This is a genomic window from Actinoplanes sp. NPDC000266 (genome assembly GCF_042899005.1).
Classification (GTDB): Bacteria; Actinomycetota; Actinomycetes; order Mycobacteriales; family Micromonosporaceae; genus Actinoplanes.
Window position 1 is genome coordinate 1 of the sequence record NZ_JBIAZI010000023.1, and the last position, 21,219, is coordinate 21,219.

Consider the following 21,219-nt stretch of genomic DNA (forward strand, 5'->3'; position numbering starts at 1 on the left):
ACGATCCGCGGCCCTACGTGTGGACCAAAACCGCCGACCAGATCCTCGAATCCATCGCCCGCTACTGCACACGCATTAACGACTCACGACACTAGGCCGGGTTGGTTGGCTGTTCCGAGCGGACGGCCGATGGCCCCGGCACACCGAACCCAGTCGGTGCTGTCGGCCGCCCGCTGCGGAGGCGCGGCCGTGCCCCGCACCGGCTCACACTGCGCCGACCGGGTCGCGCGGGCACGGCCGCCTCATGTCAGCCTCGGCAGGTAGGCCGACCAGACCTTCTTGGGCACCACCATGCGCCAGGCGTCGAGCACCAGCTCGGTCATCCGCTCCTCGCCGAGCTGTTCCATCCACGCCTGGACCCAGTTGAAGCGCATGTCGGACTCGCGGGGCAGGTGGAAGATCTCCGGCTCGGAGGCGACCAGGGCGGCCCTCTCCTCCCTGGGGAAGGCGAAGCCCATCACGGTCTCGTCGCGGGAGAAGGCGACATAGACGATCTGGCCCACGCGGAACTTGACCCGGTCGTTTATCAGGTGTTCTGAGCTGCGGGGCAGGTCGCGCGTAACCTGCCGCACGTCGTCGACGGTGACCATGTGAGGACCCTACGGCGGGGGTACGACACTTCGGGCTCCCGAAGATCAGGAGCGGCGCGGCTTCGGCACCGAGGGGATGGTCGGCTCCTCGGGCAGCGGCTTGCTGTCGGGGACCTTCGCGCGGAAGACCCGGTCCGCCGGCAGACGGTACGTCTTGGCCTGCACGAGCTCGTCCGGAACCGTGTGCCGCCCCGACGGCTTGGGCTGCGGGGCGGGGGAGGCAACTGTGTCCTGCTCGGGCGCGGCCGGCCGAGGGTCCGGGAACGGCTGGTAGGTCACCCCGCCCACCGCGGCCGGCTCGACCCGCACGTTCGGCGGCGGAGGCGGCGGCACGGGAAAGCTGCCCTGCGAAGGCGCGGCCGGCCGGGGCGCCGGGTGAGCCGCGGCCGGGTGAGGCGCGGCCGGGTGAGGCGCGGCCGCGGGAGGAGCCTCGACCGGCGACGGCGCCGCCCGTCGAGGGCCCGGGTCGAACGGACGGTTCGACGCTTTCTCGTAACCCTCCCGGTAGGCCTCTTCCCGGTCGTGGGCCGACTGGCGTTTCTGATGGAGCCGCCCGGCGGCGTATCCGCAGCACGCGAAGAACACGGCCACGAGAATGAAGATCAGAACGGAGTCGCCGGGCGCGGTCATGTACTGATGATGACTAAAAGGATAGACCGGAAGCTATGGCCCGTTTGACGTACCCCAATCGAATTAACTGAAAGGCTCAACTACTCATCAGCGCCGCCGCGCACGCCCGGACCTCCTGTGCGAACAGCTCCGGCTGCTCGAAGGCCGCGAAATGCCCGCCGCGCGGCGGCTCGTTCCAGTACCGGATGTCCGTGAACCGCTGCTCCGCCCACCGCCGCGTGGGCCGCGGGTTCTCCTTCGGGAAGATCGAGCCACCGATCGGCACGGAAACCGTTTCGCCGCCGCCCGAGCGGAACAGATTCTGCACCTCGCCGAAGCTCTCCCAATAGAGCCTCGCCGCCGACGCCCCCGTTCCCGGCAGCCAATACATCATCAGATTGTCGAGCAGTTGATCCGGCGAGAGCGGATCCCCGTCCGTCCACGCCCGGAACTTCTCGACGATCCACGCGCACAACGCCGCCGGCGAGTCCACCAGCCCGTACCCGATGGTCTGTGGCCGTGTCGACTGCACGAACGAGTACCCGTCGCCGGAGGCCGCCGCCGACAGATCGTCCACCGCCGCCTGTTCCCGCTCGCCGACCGGCGGCAGCGGGGCCACCAGCGGCGGCATCAGATGCAACCCGATCACCCGGGAGGGATGCCGCAGGCCGAGGGAGGTGCTGACACTCGTCCCCCAGTCGTGCCCCTGGGCGACAAATCGCGAATATCCGAGTTGGTGCATGAGCGTGGCCCACGCGTCCGCGACCCGCGAGACACCCCATCCGGAAGAAGCGGGCCGATCGCTGAAGCCGTATCCCGGCAGCGACGGGCACACCACATGAAAGGCGGAGGTCAGCAACGGGATCGCCGCCGAGAACTCGACCACCGATCCCGGCCACCCGTGGGTCATCAGCAGCGGCACCGCGTCCGGCGCCGGCGACCGTACGTGCACGAAGTGAATCCCGAGGCCGTCCACGGTCGTACGGAACTGCGGATGGTGATTGAGCCGTTCGAGGGCCGCCGAGAAGTCGTAGCCGTCCGCCCAGTACGCGCAGAGCTCCCGCGCGTAGTCCAGCGGCGTCCCCTGCTCCCACCCTTCGGCCGTCGCCGCTTCCGGCCATCGTGTCCGCCGCAGCCGCCCCCGGAGATCCTCGATGACGCCGGCGTCGAAGGGAATCAGGAACGGGGCGGGCCGGCCGCGATCCGTTCCCGGATCTGCGCCATCCGCTCCGCGCTGTGATGCGGCATCTCCCACCGCGTCTCCATCCACCACGTGCAGCCCGCCTCCGCCCATTCCGCCACGTCGGCGCCCGGGGTCTCTCCCTCCGCGATCACGTCGACCGTGGCCGCGGCGCCATGCGAAGACAGCCACGCGCGCATCTCCCGTACGGACGAAGGCGTCATCTCCCCGCCCGGCACCACCCCGTCGCATTTCAGCACGCGGCGCATCGACTTGGGGCGCGGCCACACGCCGACCACCCAGATCGGGATCCGCTCCTGCACGGGACGGCCGGTGACCGCCAGGTCGTTCCGCTCGACCTCGTACCGGTAGTGCTGCCCGGAGAAGCGGGACTCGCCCGCCCACAGCGCCCGGATCAGGTCGATGCCCTCGTCCATCATCGACGCCCGTACCCGCAGATCGGTCTCCTCGCCCGTCAGGGGGAGGTCCGTCGTCAGCGCGCCCACACCCACCGTGAGGATCGCCCGCCCGCCGGAGATCTGGTCGAGCGTGGCCACCTGGCTCGCCACCTTCCAGGGGCGTCGCCACGGCAAAGGCGTCAACATCGTTCCCAGCCGTACGCCCGAGGTCGCCACCGCCATCGCCGACAGCAGACCCCAGGCGTCGACCCCGTACGCCGCCTCCCACACGAAGACGCCGTCCCAGCCCGCCCGCTCGGCGAGCACCGCCTGCTCCACCTGCTCGGCCGCCGTGCCGCCGGGCAGGATCACTCCGTACCGGATTGCAGCGCCTCCTTCAGCCCCCGGGCCGCCAGGCGGTCGGCCCGCTCGTTCTCCGGGTGGCCGGCGTGGCCCTTCACCCAGTGCCACTGCACGTCGTGCTTGCGGACCGCCTCGTCGAGGCGCTGCCACAGGTCGACGTTCTTGACCGGCTGCTTGGCCGACGTTTGCCAGCCGTTCGCCTTCCAGCGGGGCAGCCATTTCGTGATGCCGTCGCGGACGTAGATGCTGTCGGTGTAGAGCTTGACCGTCATCGGCGCCCGGTTGAGCGTCTCCAGCGCCCGGATCGGCGCCATCAGCTCCATCCGGTTGTTCGTCGTCGATTCGGCGGAGCCGCCGCACAGGTCCTTCTCCTTGGCGCCGTAGCGCAGCACCGCTCCCCACCCGCCCGGCCCGGGGTTGGGCGCGCAGGCCCCGTCGGTGTAGATCTCCACCACGCTCATGGGAGCACCTTAATAAGGGCGCGGCCCCGGGACGTAAGGTAGGGAAGTTGCGCTGAGTGAGGGCAGGCGGGTTTTGACTGACGAGGCGGTCCAGGTACGGGACGTTGTCGTGCGCTACGGCGACACGACCGCGGTCCACGGTGTGTCGCTGACCGTGCCCCGCGGCCGGGTGCTCTCCCTGCTCGGGCACAACGGCGCCGGCAAGACCAGCCTGCTCCAGGTCTGCGAGGGCTTCCGCCGGGCCGACGGCGGCCAGGTGCGGGTGCTCGGGCTCGACCCGATGGACGACCACGACGAGCTCATGCCACGCCTGGGCATCATGCTCCAGTCGGGCGGTGTCTATCCGTGGGCCACGGCCGGCGAGATCCTGCGGCTTTTCGCCTCGTTCGCGGCGAACCCGCTCGACGTCGACATGCTGCTCGACCGTCTGGGCCTGCGGCGTTTCGAGCGTACGAGGTTCCGGCGGCTCTCCGGCGGTGAGCAGCAGCGGCTGTCCCTGGCCATCGCGCTGGTCGGCCGCCCCGAGCTGGTCTTCCTCGACGAGCCGACGGCCGGCATGGACACCGAGGCCCGCCACACCACCTGGGAGCTGATCGAGGAGCTGCGCGCCGACGGCGTGTCGGTGCTGCTCACCACCCATCTGCTCGACGAGGCCGAGCGCCTGGCCGACGAGGTGGTCATCATGCGCAACGGCCTGGTCGCCGCGACCGGCACGCCGGCCGAGCTGACCGCCGCCGCCGGCATCGACCTGCTGGAGGTGCGGGCCGACTCCGGTCTCGTCCCCGGCGGCCGCCTGGCCGACCTCAAGGTCACCGAGACCAGCCCGGGTGAGTACGCCATCACGGGCGCCCTCGACGCGGCCACCATCGCCGAGGTGCTCGGCTGGTTCGCGAGCGTGGGGGCCACGGTCACCTCGCTGAACACGCGCCGGCGCACCCTCGAAGACGTCTACCTCGCCCTGACCAAAGCGGAAGCTTATCGATGAGTACCTTCGCACCGGCTCCCGGCCGGGCTCCCATGCGCACCGTGCTGTCCAGCCAGATCAAGATGGAGCTGGTGCTGACCGCCCGGCGCGGCGAGGCCGTGGTGCTCGCCATGGGCGTGCCGCTGCTGGTGCTGCTCGGCGCCGGCCTCACCAAGGTCACCAACGTGCCGGGGGACGACCGCCTGGCCTTCGTGGTGCCGGGCGTGCTCGCGCTGACCGTGATGTCGACCGCCTTCACCGGCCAGGCCATCACCACCGGATATGAGCGCAGCTACGGCGTACTGAAAAGACTCGGCGCCTCGCCCTTGAGCCGTCCCGGTCTGCTCCTCGCCAAGACCGCCGCCGTGCTCGGCCTCATCGTGGTGCAGCTTCTGGTGCTGGCCCTGGTCGGTGTCGCGGTGGGCTGGCGGCCACACTTCGCCCAGATCCTCCCGGCGCTCGGCATCACCGTGCTCGCCACCGCGGCGTACAGCGGCCTGGCCCTGCTCCTCGCCAGTGTCCTCCGCCCGGAGACCACGACCGCCGCGGCCACGCTGATCTACGTGCTGATGCTGGCCGCCGGCGGCATCATGTTCGCCGCGCCCGACCTGGGCACGTTCGGCTGGTTCGTGCTGCCGCTGGCCGCGCACGCCGAGGCGCTGCGGGCCACGCTCTCGCACGACGCCTCGATCCCGCTCTCCATCTGGCTCAGCCTCGCCCTGTGGGCCGTCGTCTTCGTGACCGCCGCCGCCCGCAAGTTCAAATGGGAGTGAGTGTCCACCGATCGGTTGACAGCCACTGACGGCCACCCGGTCGTTCCGGAGAGGGGACGGCGACAGCCACTATCAATGGCATGAACGCCATTGAAGTACGGGGGCTTCGCAAGTCCTACCGCGGCCAGGAAGTGGTCCGCGGCATAGATCTCGACGTGGCCCGGGGTGAGGTGTTCGCCCTGCTCGGCCCGAACGGCGCCGGCAAGACGACGACCACCGAGATCCTCGAGGGCCACCGCAAGCGGGACGGCGGCGACGCGAGCGTGCTCGGCGCCGACCCGGCCACGGGGGGCCGGGAGTGGCGGGCCCGGATCGGCATCGTGCTGCAGGACGCCGACGACGCGGCGGACCTGTCCGTCGCCGAGATGGTGCGGCACATCGCCGGCTTCTATCCGAGCCCGCGCCCGGTGGCCGAGGTGATCGACCTGGTCGGCCTGACCGCCAAGAGCAAGAGCCGCATCCGGGCGCTCTCCGGCGGTCAGCGCCGCCGGCTCGACGTCGCGCTCGGCATCGTCGGCCGGCCCGAGCTGCTCTTCCTGGACGAGCCGACCACCGGGTTCGACCCGCAGGCGCGGCGGCAGTTCTGGGATCTGATCCGGGAGCTGGCCGCCGAGGGCACGACGATCCTGCTGACCACGCACTATCTGGAGGAGGCGGAGGCGCTGGCCGACCGGCTGGCCGTGCTGGCCGAGGGCCGCATCCTGGCCGAGGGCACGCCGACCACGCTCGGCGGCGGGACGCAGGCCACCAAGGTGACCTGGCGTGACAACGGCGTCCTGAAACAGGAGCAGGTCGCCGACCCGACCGAGCTGATCCGCAAGCTGGTCGCCACCGAGGCCGACCTTCGCACCCTGACCGTCACCCGGCCGACTCTCGAAGACACCTATCTGAGCCTCATCAAGGGGGACAAATGAGCACGGGCACCATGGGGCTCAGCCGCGGCCACGTCGAGCTGCTGATGTTCCTCCGCGACCGCACCGCGGTGATCTTCACCTTCGCCTTCCCGGCCATGCTGCTCCTGCTGTTCGGCACGATCTTCGGCGACCAGTACACCGACGCCGGGGTCAGCGCCAGCAACGTCTTCTCGGCCAGCATGATCGCGTACGGCATCCTGTCCACCGCCTTCGTCACGATGGGCGCCGGCCTGGCCATGGACCGCGAGGACGGCACGCTGAAGCGGCTGCACGGCACACCGATCACGGCTACGTCGTACGTCATCGGGAAATTGGTCCTGGTCTTCGCCCTGAGCGTGGCCGAGGTGATCCTGTTGATCGGCGTGGGCGCGCTGGTCTTCGACATGGCCCTGCCGGACGCGAGTCACTGGATGACCTTCACCTGGCTGTTCCTGCTGTCGGTGATCACGTGCTCACTGCTCGGCATGGCGGTCAGTGGCATCGTCAAGCACGCCCGCACGGCCGGCGCGATCCTGAACGTGCCGGTGGTGGCGTTGCAGTTCATCTCGGGCGTGTTCATCTACCCGGTGACCCAGCTGCCGTCGTGGCTGATCCAGGTCGCCTCGTTCTTCCCGGTGAAGTGGATGGCGCAGGGTTTCCGGTACGTCTTCCTGCCCGACGTCATGAAGGACCAGGAGCCGGCCGGCCAGTGGGAGCTGGGTCGCATCGCCTTGGTGCTGGGCGCCTGGTCTGTGATCGGATTGGTCCTGTGCCTGCTGACGTTCCGCTGGAGCCGCGACAAGTGACCTCCACCGACGAGGTGCACAACAGCTACCCCGGGGCCTGGGAGACCTTCCTCGGGGTCGTCACGGCGGTCGTCTCGCTTGCGGTCTTCCTGTCGTACGGCTTCTCGCTGTGGCAACGCCTCGTCGCGATCGGCGCGGTCGCCGCCATCGTGGTCCTGCACATGGTGTGGGGCCGCGCGGTCATCCGGGACGAACGCGGGAACGTGCACCTGCTGACCGCCGAGCTGGTGCTGTTCGCGATCGCCATCGTGACCGTGCCGGTGATGAACTGGCTGCTCTTCGCCATGATCCCCCTGATCTTCCAGATGGTCCGCCTCCGCGCGGCGGTCATCGCGATCATCGCGATCGTCCTGGTCCCACCGGTGGCCGACCTGTTCCTGCGCCCCCAGCAGGTGATCGGCGACCTGATCATCGCGGTGATCTCGGCCGCTTCCGGCATCTGGCTGGGTGTCTGGATCACCCGGGTGATCGAGCAGAGCCTCGAACGCCGGCAGCTCATCGCCGATCTGGAGGCTTCGCGCTCGGAGGTGGCCCGCCTGTCCCGGGAGGCCGAGCGCACCCACCTGGCGGCCGAGATCCACGACACGCTGGCGCAGGGCTTCACGAGCATCATCACCCTGCTCCAGTCGATCGACCCGGCGCTGCGCGACGAACGCCTGGCGCTCGCGGTCCGTACGGCCAAAGAGAATCTCGCCGAGGCGAGGGCGCTGGTCGGAGCCCTGTCACCCTCGCCGTTGGCTTCGGCGTCACTGCCCGAGGCCGTACGCCGTCAGGCGTCCCGCTTCGCCGAGGAGTCGGGAGTGCCGGCCACGTTCCGAACAAGCGGTGACGAAAGGGCGTTGCCCACGGCGGTCGAGGTGGTGGTGCTGAGGGCGGCTCAGGAGGCGTTGACGAACGTACGGCGCCACGCGGAGGCCAACGAGGCATCAGTGCTCCTGGCGTACACCCCATCGTGCGTACGCCTGGTGGTCCGAGACGACGGCAGAGGCTTCGAGCCGTCGGCGGCCGACGGTTTCGGCCTGTCCGGCATGTTGCAGCGGGCCACCCAGATCAACGGCGACCTGCGCGTACGCAGCGACCCCCAGGCCGGAACGACGATCGAGCTGGAGGTCCCCGCATGATCCGCATCATCCTGGTCGACGATCACCCGGTGGTGAGGCACGGCTTGAGAGGAATGCTGGAGTCGGAGCCGGACCTGACAGTGGTGGGCGAGGCGTCATCGGGCCCCGAGGGCGTGGAGATGGCGGCATCTCTGCAGCCAGACATAGTCCTGATGGACTTGCGCATGCCCGGCGGCGACGGAGTGACAGCGACCGAACAGATAACAGCCCGAGCCGGCAGCGTCCGGGTCCTGGTCCTGACGACATACGAGTCCGACCGGGACATCTTGAGAGCCATCGAGGCGGGCGCGGGCGGCTACTTGCTGAAGGACGCTTCCCCCACAGAACTGGCGAACGCGGTCCGAGCGGCGGCCCGAGGCGAAACGGTGCTGTCCCCGAGCGTGGCTTCGACACTGGTCCGCCAGGTCCGAAAGCCGCCCCCACCAGCACTGTCGGCGAGAGAGGCGGAGGTCTTGCGCCTGGTGGCAAAGGGCCTGACAAACGCCGACATAGGCCGAACCCTGTACATCTCCGAGGCCACGGTGAAGACGCATTTGCTGAGAGCGTTCACCAAGCTGGACGTGACAGACCGAACCGCAGCAGTCACCACAGCCATGGAACACGACTTGATCTGACCGCGAACTGACGTACCTACGTCATCAGGGCGCGCACCAGCTCTGTTCGGGAGGAGACGCCCAGTTTGGGGAAGATCTTATAGAGGTGGGTGCCTATCGTTCTCGGTGACAGGAACAGGCGCTGGCCTATGTCGCGGTTCGTCAGGCCGTCGGCGGCCAGCATCGCTATCTGCAACTCCTGCGGGGTCAGCCGGTCCCGGGCGTCCTCTCGGCGAGGACTGCTTTCGCCCGTGGCGCGAAGTTCGGCCTGGGCTCGGTCGGCCCAGGGGCGACAGCCCAGGGCGGTCAAGGCGGAGATCGCGGCGCGCAGGGGGAGGCGGGATTCGCTGATTCTGCGCTTGCGGCGCAGCCAGGCGCCGTACGCGTGCTGCAGTCTCGCTCTTTCGAACGGCCACTCCGGGTCGATCGCCGCCGTGAAGTCCTCCTCGAGCAGCGCTCGCGTGTAGGTGCGGGCTATTGCCGCCACCGGGATGTCCACATCGGGCAAGGAGTCGAGGACGGCTCGCAGCGCCGCCTCCCGGCCGCTGCCGATCGCCGCGTCCGCCAGCTGGGTCAGCGCCCAGAAGCGCAGCACCGGGTGGTAGGGCACCGCGCCGGGGTCGAAGATCGGGGCCAGGTGCTCGTAGGCCGCCGTGTGGTTCGCCTCGGCCATCGCGTCGGCGCCCCGGACCAGCTGCACCAGCGCCAGCATGGGATGGGCGCCGATCGGCAGCAGGGCGCTCTCCGCGGCGTCGGCCAGGCGCCGGGCCTCCGCACCCTCGCCTCGTAGGGCCAGCGCATGCGCGCGGGCCAGGTCGGCCGTGACCGCCCAGCGGGGCTGGCCGGTCTCCAGCGCCAGCGCCCGCGCCTCGACCGCCGACTGCTCGGCCAGCCGTACGTCGCCCAGTTTGCCGGCCACAGTGGCCTGCGTGGTCAGCGTCTGTGCGAGTACGCCGAGCCGGCCCTGCGCCCGCAGCTCGTCGGCCGCGGCCCGCGCGAAGACCAGGGAGCGGGGGAACGCGCCCAAGCCTGACGCGGCCGTGGCCAGCACGTCCAGTTCCTCGGGGCGGCCGCCGACCAGCTGCCGGGACAGGCGGGTCAGCGGCTCCACGACGTCCGGGCCGCGGTCCAACGGGGCCGCCATGGCCAGCGCCGAGACCCGGTACGGGTCGTCGGCGGGCACGTCGAAACGATCCGCCTGCTCGATCACCAGGCGGATCGTCCCAGCGTTGGGATTGGACCAGTAGCAGCGCAGCGAGATCGACGTCAGCTCGGACAGCGCCAGTTCCATGTCGCCCGCCTGCCGCAACCGTTCGATGATCTCCAGGTACGCCGGCACCCGGTCGGCGCCCGACCAGCCGCTGCCCAGCGCCGCCTCGCGCAGCCAGGCCAGCTGTGCCTCCGCCGCCGGCGGCAGCCGCCGGTCGGCCAGGCCATCCATCAGCCGCCGGACCGTGTCGCCGTCGCCCAGGTCGTACGCGGCGAAGACCGCCCACATGAGCCGGCGGGCCTGCGCCTCCGGGTCCTCGCTGAGCTGGCCGGCCCGCTCCAGCGCGGCCACCGCCGCCGCCGGCGCGCCCCGCAGCCGGTCACGCTGGGCCGCCCGTTCCAGCTCGGCCGCCAGCCGCTCGTCGGGGGCGTCGGCGGCCGCGGCCCGGTGCCGGACCGAGCGTTCGCCGTCGGTGATGGTCGCGCCGAGAGCGGCGTGCACCCGCCGGCGCCGGGCCGCGCTCGCGGTCTGGCGCAGCGCCGAGCGGATCAGCGGATGCCGGAATCTCAGGGCGTCGCCGTCGAGCTGAACCAGACCGGCGGCGACGGCCGGCGTGACGTCGTCGGCGGTCACGGGCGAGGCGGTGGTGACGGGGGAGGCGGTGGTGACGGGGGAGGCGGTGATGATCGGCGGGACGCGGTTCGCCGCCGCGATGGTCTCGTGCAGGCCGGCGCCCTCGTTCAGGGCCGCCACCAACAGCAGGGTGCGGGTGGCGGCCGGCAGCTCGGCCACCGACAGGGCGAAGGACCGCTCCAGGCGTACCGAAAGGGGCAGGTCCTCCGGCAGACGGCCGGGACGGTCGCCGGCCGCGGCCAGCTCGACCAGCCCGAGCGGGTTGCCCGCGGCCTCGGCCAGCACCCGGGCCCGCGCCTCCGGCCGCAGCGACGGCGCCGACCGGTCGAGAAGCTGCTCGGCCGATGCCTCGTCCAGCGGAAGTACGGTCGATTCGGGCAGGCCGGCGCCGGTCAAACGGGCAGTCGTCTCGGCGCCGGTGCGCATCGCCATCAGGATCAGCACCGGGTCGCCGGACAGGCGCCGGGCCACGAAGGTCAGCGCGTCCCAGCTCGGCCCGTCCAGCCAATGCGCGTCGTCGGCCACTATGAGCAGCGGTCGTTCCTCGGTGGCGGCGTCGGTCAGATGGGTCAGCAGGGCCAGCGCGACCCGCACCGGGCTCTGGTCGCCGTCCAGCGCGGCGCGGACCAGCGGCTGGTCGCCCAGCAGCCGGTGCAGGCCCGCGAAGGCCAGGCCGAACTCGGCCTGCACCCCGGTCACCCCGATCGTGGCGAAGCCGCGGTGGCCGGCCTCCTCGGTGGCCCAGCCCAGCAACGTCGACTTGCCGACCCCGGCGTCACCGCGCAGCGCCAGCGAGCCGCCCCGGCCCGAGGCGGCGACGCGGTCGAGCAGCGCGGACAGGACCGCCACCTCGTCCTCACGCCCGATCACCCGCATGGCCGAAACCTATCGCGAGGGTCGCCGACTCTCACAGCAACCACCAAGCAACGGCACAGGTCAGGGCGAGGGGGAACCCGCAAGGTGGTTGAGGTGTCAAGCAATCACACGTGAGGGGGCTCGAGATGAAGCGGGAGACCGGACTGCGGCGCACCGCGCTGCTCACCGGCGTCCTGGTGGCGGCGTCGGCGGTGGGGACCGCGGCCGTGGCCGTGGCTGCTTACGCGTCCGACAACAGCACGACCACCGTCACCACGACCGACAATTCCGACACGGCGACGACTACCGACGATTCGCCATCGCTGTCCACCGACAGCGGAAGCAGCAGCGGAAGCGACAGCGGAAGCAGCAGCGGAAGTGACAGCGGCACGTCGTCAGGCAGCAGCGGCGCCACCTCGGGAGGCTCGTGATGCCTCTCGTCGAAACGCTGCCGATCGGCGCCGACACCGCACAGTGGACCGTCTGGGGCACCGTGGCCCGCGTCGTCGTCACCGATCCCGCCTACACCGATGAAGCGGCCGCGCTGGTCCGTGACGAGCTGGCCGCCATCGACCTCGCCGTCAGCCGCTTCCGGCCCGACTCCGAGCTGCGCCAGATCACGCCAGGCCGTGCCGTCCAGGTCAGTCCGTTGCTGGCCGAGCTCGTCGGCGCCGCCCTCGAGGCCGCCCGCGAGACCGGCGGCGACGTCGACCCGACGGTCGGCGCCGCCCTCTGCGGCCTCGGGTACGACCGGGACTTCGCCGCGATCACCGGCCGGCCGGCCGCTCCGGCCGTACGCGTCTTCGCCGCGCCCGACTGGCGCGCGGTCCGGCTGCACGACGGCTACCTGACCGTACCCACCGGCGTCCTTCTCGATCTGGGCGCGACGGCCAAGGCCGTGGCCGCCGACCGCTGCGCCGCCCTGGTCTTCGAGCGCCTCGGCGCCGGCGTCATGGTCGCGCTCGGCGGCGACATCGCCACGGCCGGGCCCGCGCCGGACGGCGGCTGGAAGGTCCTGGTTCAGGACAGACCCGGAGACCCTTCCCATGCCGTACGCCTGCCGTCCGGCGCCGCGGTCGCGACATCGAGCACGGCCAGTCGCACCTGGGGACATCTGCACCACATCCTCGACCCTCGCACCGGGCTGCCCGCCCCGCGCGTGTGGCGCACGGTGACCGTCGCGGCGTACTCGTGCCTCCGGGCCAACACGCTCACCACCGCCGCCATCGTCCGCGGGCAGCGCGCCTCCCGCCTGCTGCGAAGCGTGCCGAGCCGCCTGGTCACGCCGGAGCTCGACGTCGTCCGGCTGGGCGGGTGGCCGACGTGACCGACGCCCTCTGGTATTTCGCGCGGGGCAGCGGCGTCGTGTCGCTGGTTCTGCTGACCGTCGTGGTCGCGCTGGGCATCGGAGCCAGGTCCGGCCGTACGGCGTTCAATCTGCCCCGCTTCGCCGTGAACCTGTTGCACCGCAACGCCGCGCTGCTCGCCGTGGTGTTCCTGGTGCTTCATGTGGTCAGTCTGCTCTTCGACCCGTACGCCCAATTAAGACTTTTTGATCTGGTCCTGCCGTTCGCCGGCAACTATCGGCCGCTGTGGCAGGGTCTGGGCACGCTCGGTCTCGACCTGATGATCGCGATCGTGGTGACCAGCCTGCTGCGGCACCGCATCGGCGCCCGCGCGTGGCGGGCCGTGCACTGGCTGGCCTATCTGTGCTGGCCGGTCGCGCTGATGCACGGCCTCGGCACCGGATCGGACAACGGCACGGTCTGGCTGTGGGCGATCTCCATGGTCTGCGTGGCGGTGGTCCTGGCCGCCGTGATCTGGCGGCTCACCCCGAACTTCACCCGTTTCCCGCAGCGCGCCGAGCGCAAGGTCGCCGAGCGGCTGCGCCCCCTGGAGGAGGTCCGATGACGAGTGTCGCGGAAGCCCACACGGGCGCCGTGCAACGCCGGCTGCTCGCCGACGGCGACCACGGCCCACTGCCCACCCCGGACGCCGCCCAGCTGGTCGGCATGGCCCGCGACGCCGGCCTGACCGGCCGCGGCGGCTCCGGCTTCCCGTTGTGGCGCAAGCTCAACGCCGTGATCGCCTCCGGCCGCCCGCCGGTGATCATCGCGAACGGCGCCGAGGGCGAACCGGCCTCGGGCAAGGACAAGGCGCTGCTGGCGTACCAGCCCCACCTGGTCCTGGACGGTCTGCAGCTGGTGGCCCGGGCGGCCCGGGCGTCGACCGCTCATCTGTACGTCCCGCGGCCGTCGGCCCTGCGGGCCGTGCTCCAGGCCCGCCGCGACCCGATCCCGGTCACGCTGGTCACCGCGCCGGACGCGTTCGTGTCGGGGGAGGAGTCGGCGGTCGCCTCGGCGGTGGCCGGCCGGGGCGCGGTGCCGGCCGACAAGCTGTCGAGGCTGCCCGACACGGGAACGCTGGTGCAGAACGTCGAGACGCTGGCCCACCTGGCGATGATCGCCCGCTACGGCGCCGGCTGGTTCCGGGCGGCCGGCACGTACGACGAACCCGGCACCTTCCTGGCCACGGTGAGCGGGGCGGTGGCCGCGCCGGGAGTGGTCGAGGCGGGATACGGGGTGACCCTGGGTGAGCTGATCGCGGCCGCGGGTGGGCCGAGCGCCCGGCTGTCGGCGGTCCTGGTCGGCGGCTATCACGGGGCGTGGGTCCCGGCCGGCCCCGAACTGCCGGTGAGCCGGGCGGCGCTGGCTCCGTATGGTGCCTCCCCGGGCGCGGGCGTGGTGATGGCCCTGCCGATGGGCGCCTGCGGCCTGGCCGAGACGGCCCGGATCGCCGGATATCTGGCCGGGCAGTCGGCCGGCCAGTGCGGCCCGTGCGTCAACGGCCTTCCCCGGCTGGCGTCCACGCTGGCCGACCTGGCCGCCCGACGGGCCCGCCCCGGCCTCCCGGCCGAGGTGGAACGCCTGACCCGCCTGGTCACCGGCCGGGGCGCCTGCCGCCACCCCGACGGCACGGCCCGCCTGATCGCCAGCGCGATGCGAGCCTTCGACACCGACGTGGCGGCCCACATGTCCGGTCGTTGCCTGGCGACGGAGGCCCACGCGTGAGCCGCCTGCATATCGACTGGACCGCCTGTGACGGGCGTGGCCTCTGCGCCGAGCTCCTGCCCGAACTGCTGGCCGAGGACGACTGGGGCTTCCCGATCGCCCGCGACGGCGACCCGTCGCCCGCGGTGCCCGCTCCTCTGGAGCCCGCCGCCCAGCGCGCCGTCGACCGCTGCCCGGCCCTCGCCCTGCGCCTGCTCCGCGACACGCGGTGATTCGCCCGAGTTGTGGCGGGTCTTTACGATCAGCCGATGGCACGCGTGGTGCGGCTGCTCCTGGCGACGCTGATCAGCGCCTTCGCCCTGATCGGGATGGTCCGGCTGGTCGCGCCCGCTGACGGCGATTCAGGCGTACGCCGGCAATTGGCTTTTTTGAAGCAGCGGCTGGAGTCCGGCGCGGCCGAGGAGGCCCAGAGCCAGTTCCCCGAGGGCTTTTTCTTCCTGTACGCCCTCTACGGGCTCACCGCGGTCGACATGAACGAGATCGACGAGGCCCGGTGGGCGCTGGACCATCTCGAGTCGGACGCCGGGCGTGCGCCCTTCGGCGGCGACATGTCCCTGGAGTACGGCGTCTTCTACCGCGGCTGGACCAACTGGCTGCGCGGAGGCATCCTCGCCAAGCAGCGTGACGCGGCGGAGCTCCGCCGCTTCGAGGAGGACTCGGCCCAGATCGCGGCCGCCTTCGACGCCTCGCCGACGCCGTTCCTGGTCTCCTATCCAGGCCAGGCCTGGCCGGTCGACTCGACCGTGGCCATGGCCTCGCTGCGGCTGCACGACAAGCTGCTCACGCCGGCCTACGACACGACGGTGATCCGCTGGGTGGCCAACGTGCGGGCCCGCCTCGACCCGGCGTCGGGCCTGATGTCGCACACGGCCGATCCCGACACCGGCGAGCCCACCTCCGGGGCGCAGGGCACCTCGCAGAGCATCATCCAGCGCTTCCTGCCCGAGATCGACCCGGAGTTCTCCCGTCAGCAGTACGGCTTGTTCCGCACCGCGTTCCTGTCGGCGCCCCTGGGCATCGGCCCGGCCGTGCGCGAGCACCCGAACGGCGCCGACGGCCCTTCGAACGTCGACTCCGGCCCCCTGGTCCTCGGCGTGAGCCTCTCGGCCACGGTCGTGACCATCGGCGCGGCCAAGCTCCAGGGCGACGAGTCCCTGGCCGACGGGCTGGCCAATTTCGGCGAGGTCGCCGGCCTGCCGATCTCGACCCCGTGGACCAAGAGGTACGCCTTCGGCGCCGCCCCGATCGGCGACGCCTTCCTGGCCTGGTCGAAATCGGCCCGTCCCTGGGTATTTGATGCGCATTCGCCGCCAAAGCGCCAGATATCCCATTTCTGGCGCCTGCCGTTGCTGGTCTTCTTTTTGGCCCTCGGATCCGCTCCGTGGCTGGTAGGAGCCGCGTGGCGTCGTCGCTCTTCGATGCTGTGATGCGCGCCTTAGGCGGATTTAAGCCGAATAAAGCATTCCGCCGTTAACGGGGGGATACGCCGGTTAGATTACGGAAGGCGCGACCTCACGCGCTGCTCAGACCGGCTTGGCCGGTCCCTCCGAGCCGCCCATGCGGTGCCCGAACAGGCAAACCCGTCGCAAGGCGGGGACGCAAAGCCAGGGGCCTCCCCCGACGGAGGTAGCCCAGCCGCCGAAGGAGAAAGAAAGACATGCGCTATTCCACAGCCCATGCAGCCACGAGCGGCTCGGTTCCGTTCATGCTGCGTGGCCCCAAGTCCGTGAGGCGGGCCATCGCGGTCGCCGTCGCGGGTGCGATCGGCTTCATGCCGGCCGTCATCTCAGCCTCCCCGGCGCAGGCCGCGCCCGGCTCCGTCTCGCTCGACGAGACCTCCCTCGAGGTGACCGAGGGCGGCCGGATGACCTTCAACCTCACCCGGAGCGCCGGTGGGGCCGCTCTCGACGAGATGCCTCTGACCTGGACCATCACCTCCGGTGACAACAACCAGGCGCACGCCGGCATCGACGAGAACGACGTCCGCACCATGTCGGGCGATCTGACTCTCCCGGCCGACACCACGGACCCGTACGACGACCAGCACCGCACCATCGCTGTCGACACCATCGACGACCGGCTCGACGAGGACAGCGAGTACTTCACCATCACGATCAGCGGTGCGGGCATCAACGATGTCGTCGGCCACGGAACCATTCTCGACAACGACCCGGCGCCGACCTACAAGCTGGTCGTCGACGATCCGAACCCGTCCGAGACGACGGGGTCGGTCAATGTCACAGCCGTGCTCGACACGCCGTCCGGCAAGGAAGTGACGATCCCGGTCACCTCCTCGTCGCCGACCGGCCCGGGCAGCGCCAAGGCCGGCCAGGACTACACCTCGATCGCGCCCAACACCACGCTCACCGTGTCGGCCGGGCAGACCGAGAGCTCTCCGCTGCAGGTAGCGATCCTGGATGACGACCTCTACGAGGAGTCGAAGCAGACCTTCAGCATCCGGGGTGGCTCCTCGACCACGGTCACCGGCACGCCGACCGTCGCCGTCAACATCATGGACGACGAGCAGCAGCCGGAGATCACCGTCGCTCCGACCACCGCCAACGAGGGCAGCCCGCTGAGCTTCGACGTCGCGCTCTCCGGACCTTCGGAGCGGAACGTCACCGCGGCCTGGAGCACGGCGGACGGGCCGGGCAAGGACATGGACCCGTCGCTTCTGACGGGCCGTGGCAAGGCGACCGCCGGCGCCGACTACGCCGCCGGCAAGGGCACGGTCACGTTCCCCGGGGTGACGAGCAACGCTGGCCCCACGAACACCGCGCAGACGATCACCGTGCAGACCCGCACCGACAACATCTACGAGCAGGCCGAGGACATGCACGTCACCTTGGCCGACCCGACCGTGGCCAAGCTGGGCGCCGACAAGGAGGCCACCGGCGGCATCAACGACCGGAACACTCCGCCCATCGTGAGCCTGCTCCCGGTGAACACCCGGATCGTCGAGGGCAGCTCCGGCCGCAAGGCGCAGACCTTCACGGTCAAGCTGAGCGGCCCGGCCGGAACGAAGATCGGCGTCGATTACCGCACCGCTGAGGTCCCCGGGCCCGCGGCCCCGGGCTCCATCCCCGCCAAGCAGGGCGAGGACTTCATCATGTCGTCCGGAACCCTGATGTTCAACCCGGGCGAGACGCAGAAGACGTTCACCGTCGACATCGTCGGCGACCGGATGTACGAGTTCGTGCAGGCCGAGGATCCCAACACCAACCTGCCGGCGGAAGACCAGAACGGTAACCCGATCGAGGACTACGAGAAGTTCGCGGTCGAGTTGCACAGCGCGACCGCTGTGGTCCCGGACGCGGCGGCTGTCCAGGCCGGGCAGCAGGCGAACCCGCCGGTCACGCTGGTTGCCGCGGACTCCACGATCTTCTCGATCGACGACGACGACGCCAAGCCGACTTACAGTGTCGGCACGGCCACCGTCAAGGAGGGCAACGACGCGACGGCCGTCATCGTGCCGATCAAGCTGTCCAACCCGTGGGCGGCCACCGCGACGTTCGAGACGACCGTGGACTCGTTGAAGACCACGGCCGACACCGGCGGCTCTGCTCCCGGCATGTCGGACTACGTCGCCCCGGCCGGCACGGCCGACATCCCGTACGGTGCGGACCAGGGTTACTTGTACTTCCTGGTGACCGGTGACCAGGTCTACGAGAAGGACGAGAAGGTGACCGTCGCGGTCGCCCCCGCGTCGGGAAGCCCGACGGAGACCTTCTTCGGTCAGATCAGCAAGGACGCCGTCGCCACCATCACCGACGACGACCCGAAGCCCACGGTCACGGTCATCGACTCCACGGTCGAGGAGGGCGACACCGCCCGGATCACCGGTCTGACCGAGGGCGTCGCCCAGGCGCAGACCCCGCTCAACGTCTTCGTCAAGGGCGGATCGGTCAAGGGTAGTGCCGCGGCGAGCCCGGCTGACTACGTGGACCCGGGCACGATCTCGGCCAACATTCCGGCGGGTGCTCTGCCGGGCACGCTGGTCAGCATGGGCTCGGTGGACACGGTCGACGACGAGATCAAGGAGCCGGCCGAGACGATCATCGTCACCGGCTACGGCGTCGGTGACACCGCGACCGTCAAGGACGGCGTGATCACCATCGCCGCGAACGACGGTGCCGAGCCGACCGGCCCGGAGCAGCCGGGTGAGACTCCCAAGCCGACCATCTCGGCTCCGGCCACCGTCACCGGCACCGGCCCGGTGAGCATCACCGGTAAGGTCGCGGCCAACGCCACGGTCGAGCTGTGGGGTGCCCCGATCAGCGGCGGCGAGCTCGCCTGGATCGCGAACACCAAGGCCAGCGCGGCGGGCGCCTACTCCTTCTCGCGCTCGATCACGCAGGGCATGCGCTTCGTGACGCAGTCCCAGGAGATCAACTCGAACGAGGCCCGGGTGACCGTCACGGTGGCGGCCACGCTCACGGCGACCTCGCCCTCGAAGGGCCGCGTCGCGGTCACGGTCAAGAGCAACCCGAACGCCGCCGGTCGCAAGGTCGTCGTTCAGCGCTGGACCGGCCCCAACACCTGGACCAACATCCTGGTGAGCAAGGCCAACGTGAACGGCGCCTACGCCGCCACCACGACCGCGCCCTCGGGTGTCGTCGCGCTGCGGGCCTGGGTCGAGGGTGACCCGGCCAAGGGCATCGTCACCGGCTGGTCGGCGATCGTTCGCCCGACCATCAAGTAAGCACCAGCAGTAGAAATGGGGGCGGCCATCCGGCCGCCCCCATTTTCTATTCGACCTCGACGGCGGCCTGGGCGAACTGGGCCGAGTACAAGCGGGCGTACGCCCCGTCGGCCGCTATCAGCTCGTCGTGGGTGCCCTGTTCGACGATCGAGCCGTGCTCCATCACCAGGATCACGTCGGCGTCGCGGATCGTGGACAGGCGGTGGGCGATCACGAAGCTTGTCCGGCCCTCGCGGAGCGTGGCCATCGCCCGCTGGATCAGGACCTCGGTGCGGGTGTCGACCGAGCTTGTCGCCTCGTCCAGGATCAGGATGCTCGGCTCGGCCAGGAAGGCGCGGGCGATCGTGATCAGCTGCTTCTGGCCGGCGCTGACGTTCGAGCCCTCCTCGTTGATCACCGTGTCGTAGCCGTCGGGCAGCATGCGGACGAACGGGTCGACGTGGGCCGCCTCCGCCGCCTCGCGGACCGCGTCCATGTCGAACGAGTCGGCGCCGTACGCGATGTTCTCGGCGATGGTTCCGCCGAACAGCCACGTGTCCTGCAGGACCATGCCCATGTGCTCGCGCAGTTGCTCGCGAGGCATGGTCGTGATGTCCACGCCGTCGAGCGTGATCCGGCCCGACGTCACGTCGTAGAAGCGCATCAGCAGGTTCACCAGCGTCGTCTTGCCGGCCCCGGTCGGCCCGACGATGGCGACGGTCTGCCCTGGGCGTACGGCAAGGGAAAGCTCTTCGATCAGGGGTTTGTCCGGCAGATAGCGGAACGAGACCTTCTCGAAGGCGATCTCCCCACGGACCCGGCCCAGGTCGGCCGGCGCCGGGTCGGGGCTCTGCTCGGGCGCGTCGAGCAGGGCGAACACCCGCTCGGCGGAGGCCACACCGGACTGCACCAGGTTGGCCATGCTGGCGATCTGGGTGAGCGGCTGGCTGAACTGCCGCGAGTACTGGATGAACGCCTGCACCTCGCCCAGCGTCAGCGCGCCGGACGCCACCCGCAGGCCGCCGACCACCGCCACCAGCACGTAGTTCAGGTTGCTGATGAACATCATGGCGGGCTGGATGAGTCCCGACATGAACTGCGCCTTGAACGACGAGGCGTACAACTTGTCGTTGTGCTCCTCGAAGGTCTTGCGGGCCTCCTCCTCACGGCCGAAGACCTTCACCAGCGAGTGACCGGTGAACATCTCCTCGATGTGGCCGTTGAGGCGCCCGGTGGTGGCCCACTGCGCGACGAAGTTCGGCTGCGATCGCTTGCCGATGGTCGTGGTGATCAGGATCGAGACCGGCACCGTGATCAGGGCGATCAGGGCCAGGATCCAGGAGATCCAGAACATCGCCGCCAGTACGCCCACCACCATCAGCAACGAGGTCACCAGCTGGGCGAACGTCTGCTGGAGGGTCTGCGCGATGTTGTCGGTGTCGTTGGTGGCCCGGCTGAGCACCTCGCCGCGCGGCTGCTGGTCGAAGTACGACAGTGGCAGCCGGGCCAGCTTGGCCTCGACCTGGTTGCGCAGCCGGTAGACGGCGGTCTGCACGATGATGGCGGTGATCCGGCCCTGGAAGACGCCGAACAGCCACGCGCAGACGTAGACGACGGCGACCCAGGTCAGCAGGTGGAACAGCTTGTCGAAGTCGATGCCCTGTCCGGGCGTGAAGTCGATCGCGGAGAGCAGGTCGGCCTGGGTGTTCTCACCCCGGGCCCGCATGGCCGCGATCGCCTCCTCCTTGGTGACGTTCCCGGAGATCGACTGGCCGATGAAGCCGGAGAAGATGATGTCGGTGCCCTTGCCCAGCAGGTAGGGGCCGACGACGGAGAGCACGACGCTGCACGCGCCGAACAGCAGCACCAGCCCGACCAGGGCCCGCTGCGGCTTGAGCAGGCCGAGGACACGCTTGGTGGAGCCCTTGAAGTCCTGCAACTTCTCCGGTGGCGCGCCACCCGCCATCATTCTCACGGCGGGCGGACCACCCATGGGAGGTCCCGGCCGTCTGGCTGGA

20 protein-coding genes and 1 riboswitch are annotated in these 21,219 nt (G+C 70.4%); of the genes, 13 read left to right on the forward strand and 7 right to left on the reverse strand.

Going from position 1 to position 21,219, the window contains the following annotated elements; genetic code table 11:
- Nucleotides 1–242: 242 nt before the first annotated feature.
- The 5 genes from ACFY36_RS50245 to rnhA all read right to left on the reverse strand — a co-directional run bounded on the left by ACFY36_RS50245 (nt 243) and on the right by rnhA (nt 3,601).
- Complete coding sequence (locus ACFY36_RS50245) at nt 243–590, reverse strand: MmcQ/YjbR family DNA-binding protein (protein WP_499753033.1); 348 nt, start codon at nt 588–590, stop codon at nt 243–245.
- A gap of 45 nt (nt 591–635) precedes the next feature.
- Nucleotides 636–1,220, reverse strand: a complete 585-nt coding sequence (locus ACFY36_RS50250; RefSeq protein ID WP_499753034.1) for a hypothetical protein — start codon at nt 1,218–1,220, stop codon at nt 636–638.
- 76 nt (nt 1,221–1,296) lie between these two features.
- The gene (locus tag ACFY36_RS50255; RefSeq protein WP_499753035.1) at nt 1,297–2,454 is read right to left on the reverse strand and encodes an epoxide hydrolase family protein; all 1,158 of its coding nucleotides are present in this window, start codon (nt 2,452–2,454) and stop codon (nt 1,297–1,299) included.
- A complete protein-coding gene (locus ACFY36_RS50260; RefSeq protein WP_499753036.1) occupies nt 2,376–3,149 on the reverse strand; it encodes an LLM class flavin-dependent oxidoreductase in 774 nt (257 codons plus the stop codon). The genes ACFY36_RS50255 and ACFY36_RS50260 overlap by 79 nt, the downstream gene beginning before the upstream one ends.
- A complete protein-coding gene (gene rnhA / locus ACFY36_RS50265; protein ID WP_499753037.1) occupies nt 3,146–3,601 on the reverse strand; it encodes a ribonuclease HI in 456 nt (151 codons plus the stop codon). The genes ACFY36_RS50260 and rnhA overlap by 4 nt, the downstream gene beginning before the upstream one ends.
- 73 nt (nt 3,602–3,674) lie before the next feature.
- On the opposite strand from rnhA, the gene ACFY36_RS50270 reads away from it, so the two are divergent.
- The 6 genes from ACFY36_RS50270 to ACFY36_RS50295 all read left to right on the forward strand — a co-directional run bounded on the left by ACFY36_RS50270 (nt 3,675) and on the right by ACFY36_RS50295 (nt 8,772).
- A complete protein-coding gene (locus ACFY36_RS50270) occupies nt 3,675–4,586 on the forward strand; it encodes an ABC transporter ATP-binding protein (protein ID WP_499753038.1) in 912 nt (303 codons plus the stop codon).
- Nucleotides 4,583–5,338, forward strand: a complete 756-nt coding sequence (locus tag ACFY36_RS50275; protein WP_499753039.1) for an ABC transporter permease — start codon at nt 4,583–4,585, stop codon at nt 5,336–5,338. The genes ACFY36_RS50270 and ACFY36_RS50275 overlap by 4 nt, the downstream gene beginning before the upstream one ends.
- A gap of 80 nt (nt 5,339–5,418) precedes the next feature.
- Nucleotides 5,419–6,252 (forward strand): ABC transporter ATP-binding protein, encoded by an 834-nt coding sequence (locus ACFY36_RS50280; protein ID WP_499753040.1) that lies wholly within the window; start codon nt 5,419–5,421, stop codon nt 6,250–6,252.
- Entirely contained in the window at nt 6,249–7,037 is a 789-nt protein-coding gene (locus tag ACFY36_RS50285; protein ID WP_499753041.1) for an ABC transporter permease, read from the forward strand. The genes ACFY36_RS50280 and ACFY36_RS50285 overlap by 4 nt, the downstream gene beginning before the upstream one ends.
- Nucleotides 7,034–8,158, forward strand: a complete 1,125-nt coding sequence (locus ACFY36_RS50290; RefSeq protein WP_499753042.1) for a sensor histidine kinase — start codon at nt 7,034–7,036, stop codon at nt 8,156–8,158. Before ACFY36_RS50285 ends, ACFY36_RS50290 begins: the two co-directional genes overlap by 4 nt.
- Nucleotides 8,155–8,772, forward strand: a complete 618-nt coding sequence (locus ACFY36_RS50295; protein WP_499753043.1) for a response regulator — start codon at nt 8,155–8,157, stop codon at nt 8,770–8,772. The genes ACFY36_RS50290 and ACFY36_RS50295 overlap by 4 nt, the downstream gene beginning before the upstream one ends.
- A gap of 16 nt (nt 8,773–8,788) precedes the next feature.
- Here ACFY36_RS50295 and ACFY36_RS50300 read toward each other — a convergent pair whose 3' ends face one another.
- A complete protein-coding gene (locus tag ACFY36_RS50300; protein WP_499753044.1) occupies nt 8,789–11,470 on the reverse strand; it encodes a helix-turn-helix transcriptional regulator in 2,682 nt (893 codons plus the stop codon).
- A 110-nt stretch (nt 11,471–11,580) separates the two neighbouring features.
- On the opposite strand from ACFY36_RS50300, the gene ACFY36_RS50305 reads away from it, so the two are divergent.
- The 7 genes from ACFY36_RS50305 to ACFY36_RS50335 all read left to right on the forward strand — a co-directional run bounded on the left by ACFY36_RS50305 (nt 11,581) and on the right by ACFY36_RS50335 (nt 19,222).
- Nucleotides 11,581–11,880: a hypothetical protein gene (locus ACFY36_RS50305; RefSeq protein ID WP_499753045.1), complete on the forward strand. Its 300-nt coding sequence runs from the start codon at nt 11,581–11,583 to the stop codon at nt 11,878–11,880.
- Nucleotides 11,880–12,776, forward strand: coding sequence for an FAD:protein FMN transferase (locus tag ACFY36_RS50310; protein ID WP_499753046.1), 897 nt, complete (start codon nt 11,880–11,882; stop codon nt 12,774–12,776). The genes ACFY36_RS50305 and ACFY36_RS50310 overlap by 1 nt, the downstream gene beginning before the upstream one ends.
- Nucleotides 12,773–13,360, forward strand: coding sequence for a ferric reductase-like transmembrane domain-containing protein (locus ACFY36_RS50315; RefSeq protein ID WP_499753047.1), 588 nt, complete (start codon nt 12,773–12,775; stop codon nt 13,358–13,360). The genes ACFY36_RS50310 and ACFY36_RS50315 overlap by 4 nt, the downstream gene beginning before the upstream one ends.
- Nucleotides 13,357–14,520 carry an NADH-ubiquinone oxidoreductase-F iron-sulfur binding region domain-containing protein gene (locus tag ACFY36_RS50320; RefSeq protein ID WP_499753048.1) on the forward strand — a complete coding sequence of 388 codons (1,164 nt, stop codon included), beginning with the start codon at nt 13,357–13,359 and terminating at the stop codon, nt 14,518–14,520. Before ACFY36_RS50315 ends, ACFY36_RS50320 begins: the two co-directional genes overlap by 4 nt.
- Nucleotides 14,517–14,732 carry a ferredoxin gene (locus tag ACFY36_RS50325; protein WP_499753049.1) on the forward strand — a complete coding sequence of 72 codons (216 nt, stop codon included), beginning with the start codon at nt 14,517–14,519 and terminating at the stop codon, nt 14,730–14,732. The genes ACFY36_RS50320 and ACFY36_RS50325 overlap by 4 nt, the downstream gene beginning before the upstream one ends.
- 36 nt (nt 14,733–14,768) lie before the next feature.
- A complete protein-coding gene (locus ACFY36_RS50330; RefSeq protein WP_499753050.1) occupies nt 14,769–15,947 on the forward strand; it encodes a hypothetical protein in 1,179 nt (392 codons plus the stop codon).
- 136 nt (nt 15,948–16,083) lie between these two features.
- A riboswitch (cyclic di-GMP riboswitch) is annotated at nt 16,084–16,163 on the forward strand.
- Nucleotides 16,164–16,177: 14 nt separating this feature from the next.
- Nucleotides 16,178–19,222, forward strand: coding sequence for a Calx-beta domain-containing protein (locus ACFY36_RS50335; RefSeq protein ID WP_499753051.1), 3,045 nt, complete (start codon nt 16,178–16,180; stop codon nt 19,220–19,222).
- A 46-nt stretch (nt 19,223–19,268) separates the two neighbouring features.
- Here ACFY36_RS50335 and ACFY36_RS50340 read toward each other — a convergent pair whose 3' ends face one another.
- Entirely contained in the window at nt 19,269–21,167 is a 1,899-nt protein-coding gene (locus ACFY36_RS50340; RefSeq protein ID WP_499753116.1) for an ABC transporter ATP-binding protein, read from the reverse strand.
- Between the last annotated feature and the right edge of the window lie 52 nt (nt 21,168–21,219).

Coding starts and splice junctions, on each gene's coding strand:
- ACFY36_RS50245 (WP_499753033.1), bottom strand. CDS start 590: ATGGTCACCGTCGACGACGTGCGGCAGGTTACGCGCGACCTGCCCCGC.
- ACFY36_RS50250 (WP_499753034.1), bottom strand. CDS start 1,220: ATGACCGCGCCCGGCGACTCCGTTCTGATCTTCATTCTCGTGGCCGTG.
- rnhA (WP_499753037.1), bottom strand. CDS start 3,601: ATGAGCGTGGTGGAGATCTACACCGACGGGGCCTGCGCGCCCAACCCC.
- ACFY36_RS50275 (WP_499753039.1), top strand. CDS start 4,583: ATGAGTACCTTCGCACCGGCTCCCGGCCGGGCTCCCATGCGCACCGTG.
- ACFY36_RS50280 (WP_499753040.1), top strand. CDS start 5,419: ATGAACGCCATTGAAGTACGGGGGCTTCGCAAGTCCTACCGCGGCCAG.
- ACFY36_RS50285 (WP_499753041.1), top strand. CDS start 6,249: ATGAGCACGGGCACCATGGGGCTCAGCCGCGGCCACGTCGAGCTGCTG.
- ACFY36_RS50295 (WP_499753043.1), top strand. CDS start 8,155: ATGATCCGCATCATCCTGGTCGACGATCACCCGGTGGTGAGGCACGGC.
- ACFY36_RS50300 (WP_499753044.1), bottom strand. CDS start 11,470: ATGCGGGTGATCGGGCGTGAGGACGAGGTGGCGGTCCTGTCCGCGCTG.
- ACFY36_RS50310 (WP_499753046.1), top strand. CDS start 11,880: ATGCCTCTCGTCGAAACGCTGCCGATCGGCGCCGACACCGCACAGTGG.
- ACFY36_RS50320 (WP_499753048.1), top strand. CDS start 13,357: ATGACGAGTGTCGCGGAAGCCCACACGGGCGCCGTGCAACGCCGGCTG.
- ACFY36_RS50330 (WP_499753050.1), top strand. CDS start 14,769: ATGGCACGCGTGGTGCGGCTGCTCCTGGCGACGCTGATCAGCGCCTTC.
- ACFY36_RS50335 (WP_499753051.1), top strand. CDS start 16,178: ATGCGCTATTCCACAGCCCATGCAGCCACGAGCGGCTCGGTTCCGTTC.
- ACFY36_RS50340 (WP_499753116.1), bottom strand. CDS start 21,167: ATGGCGGGTGGCGCGCCACCGGAGAAGTTGCAGGACTTCAAGGGCTCC.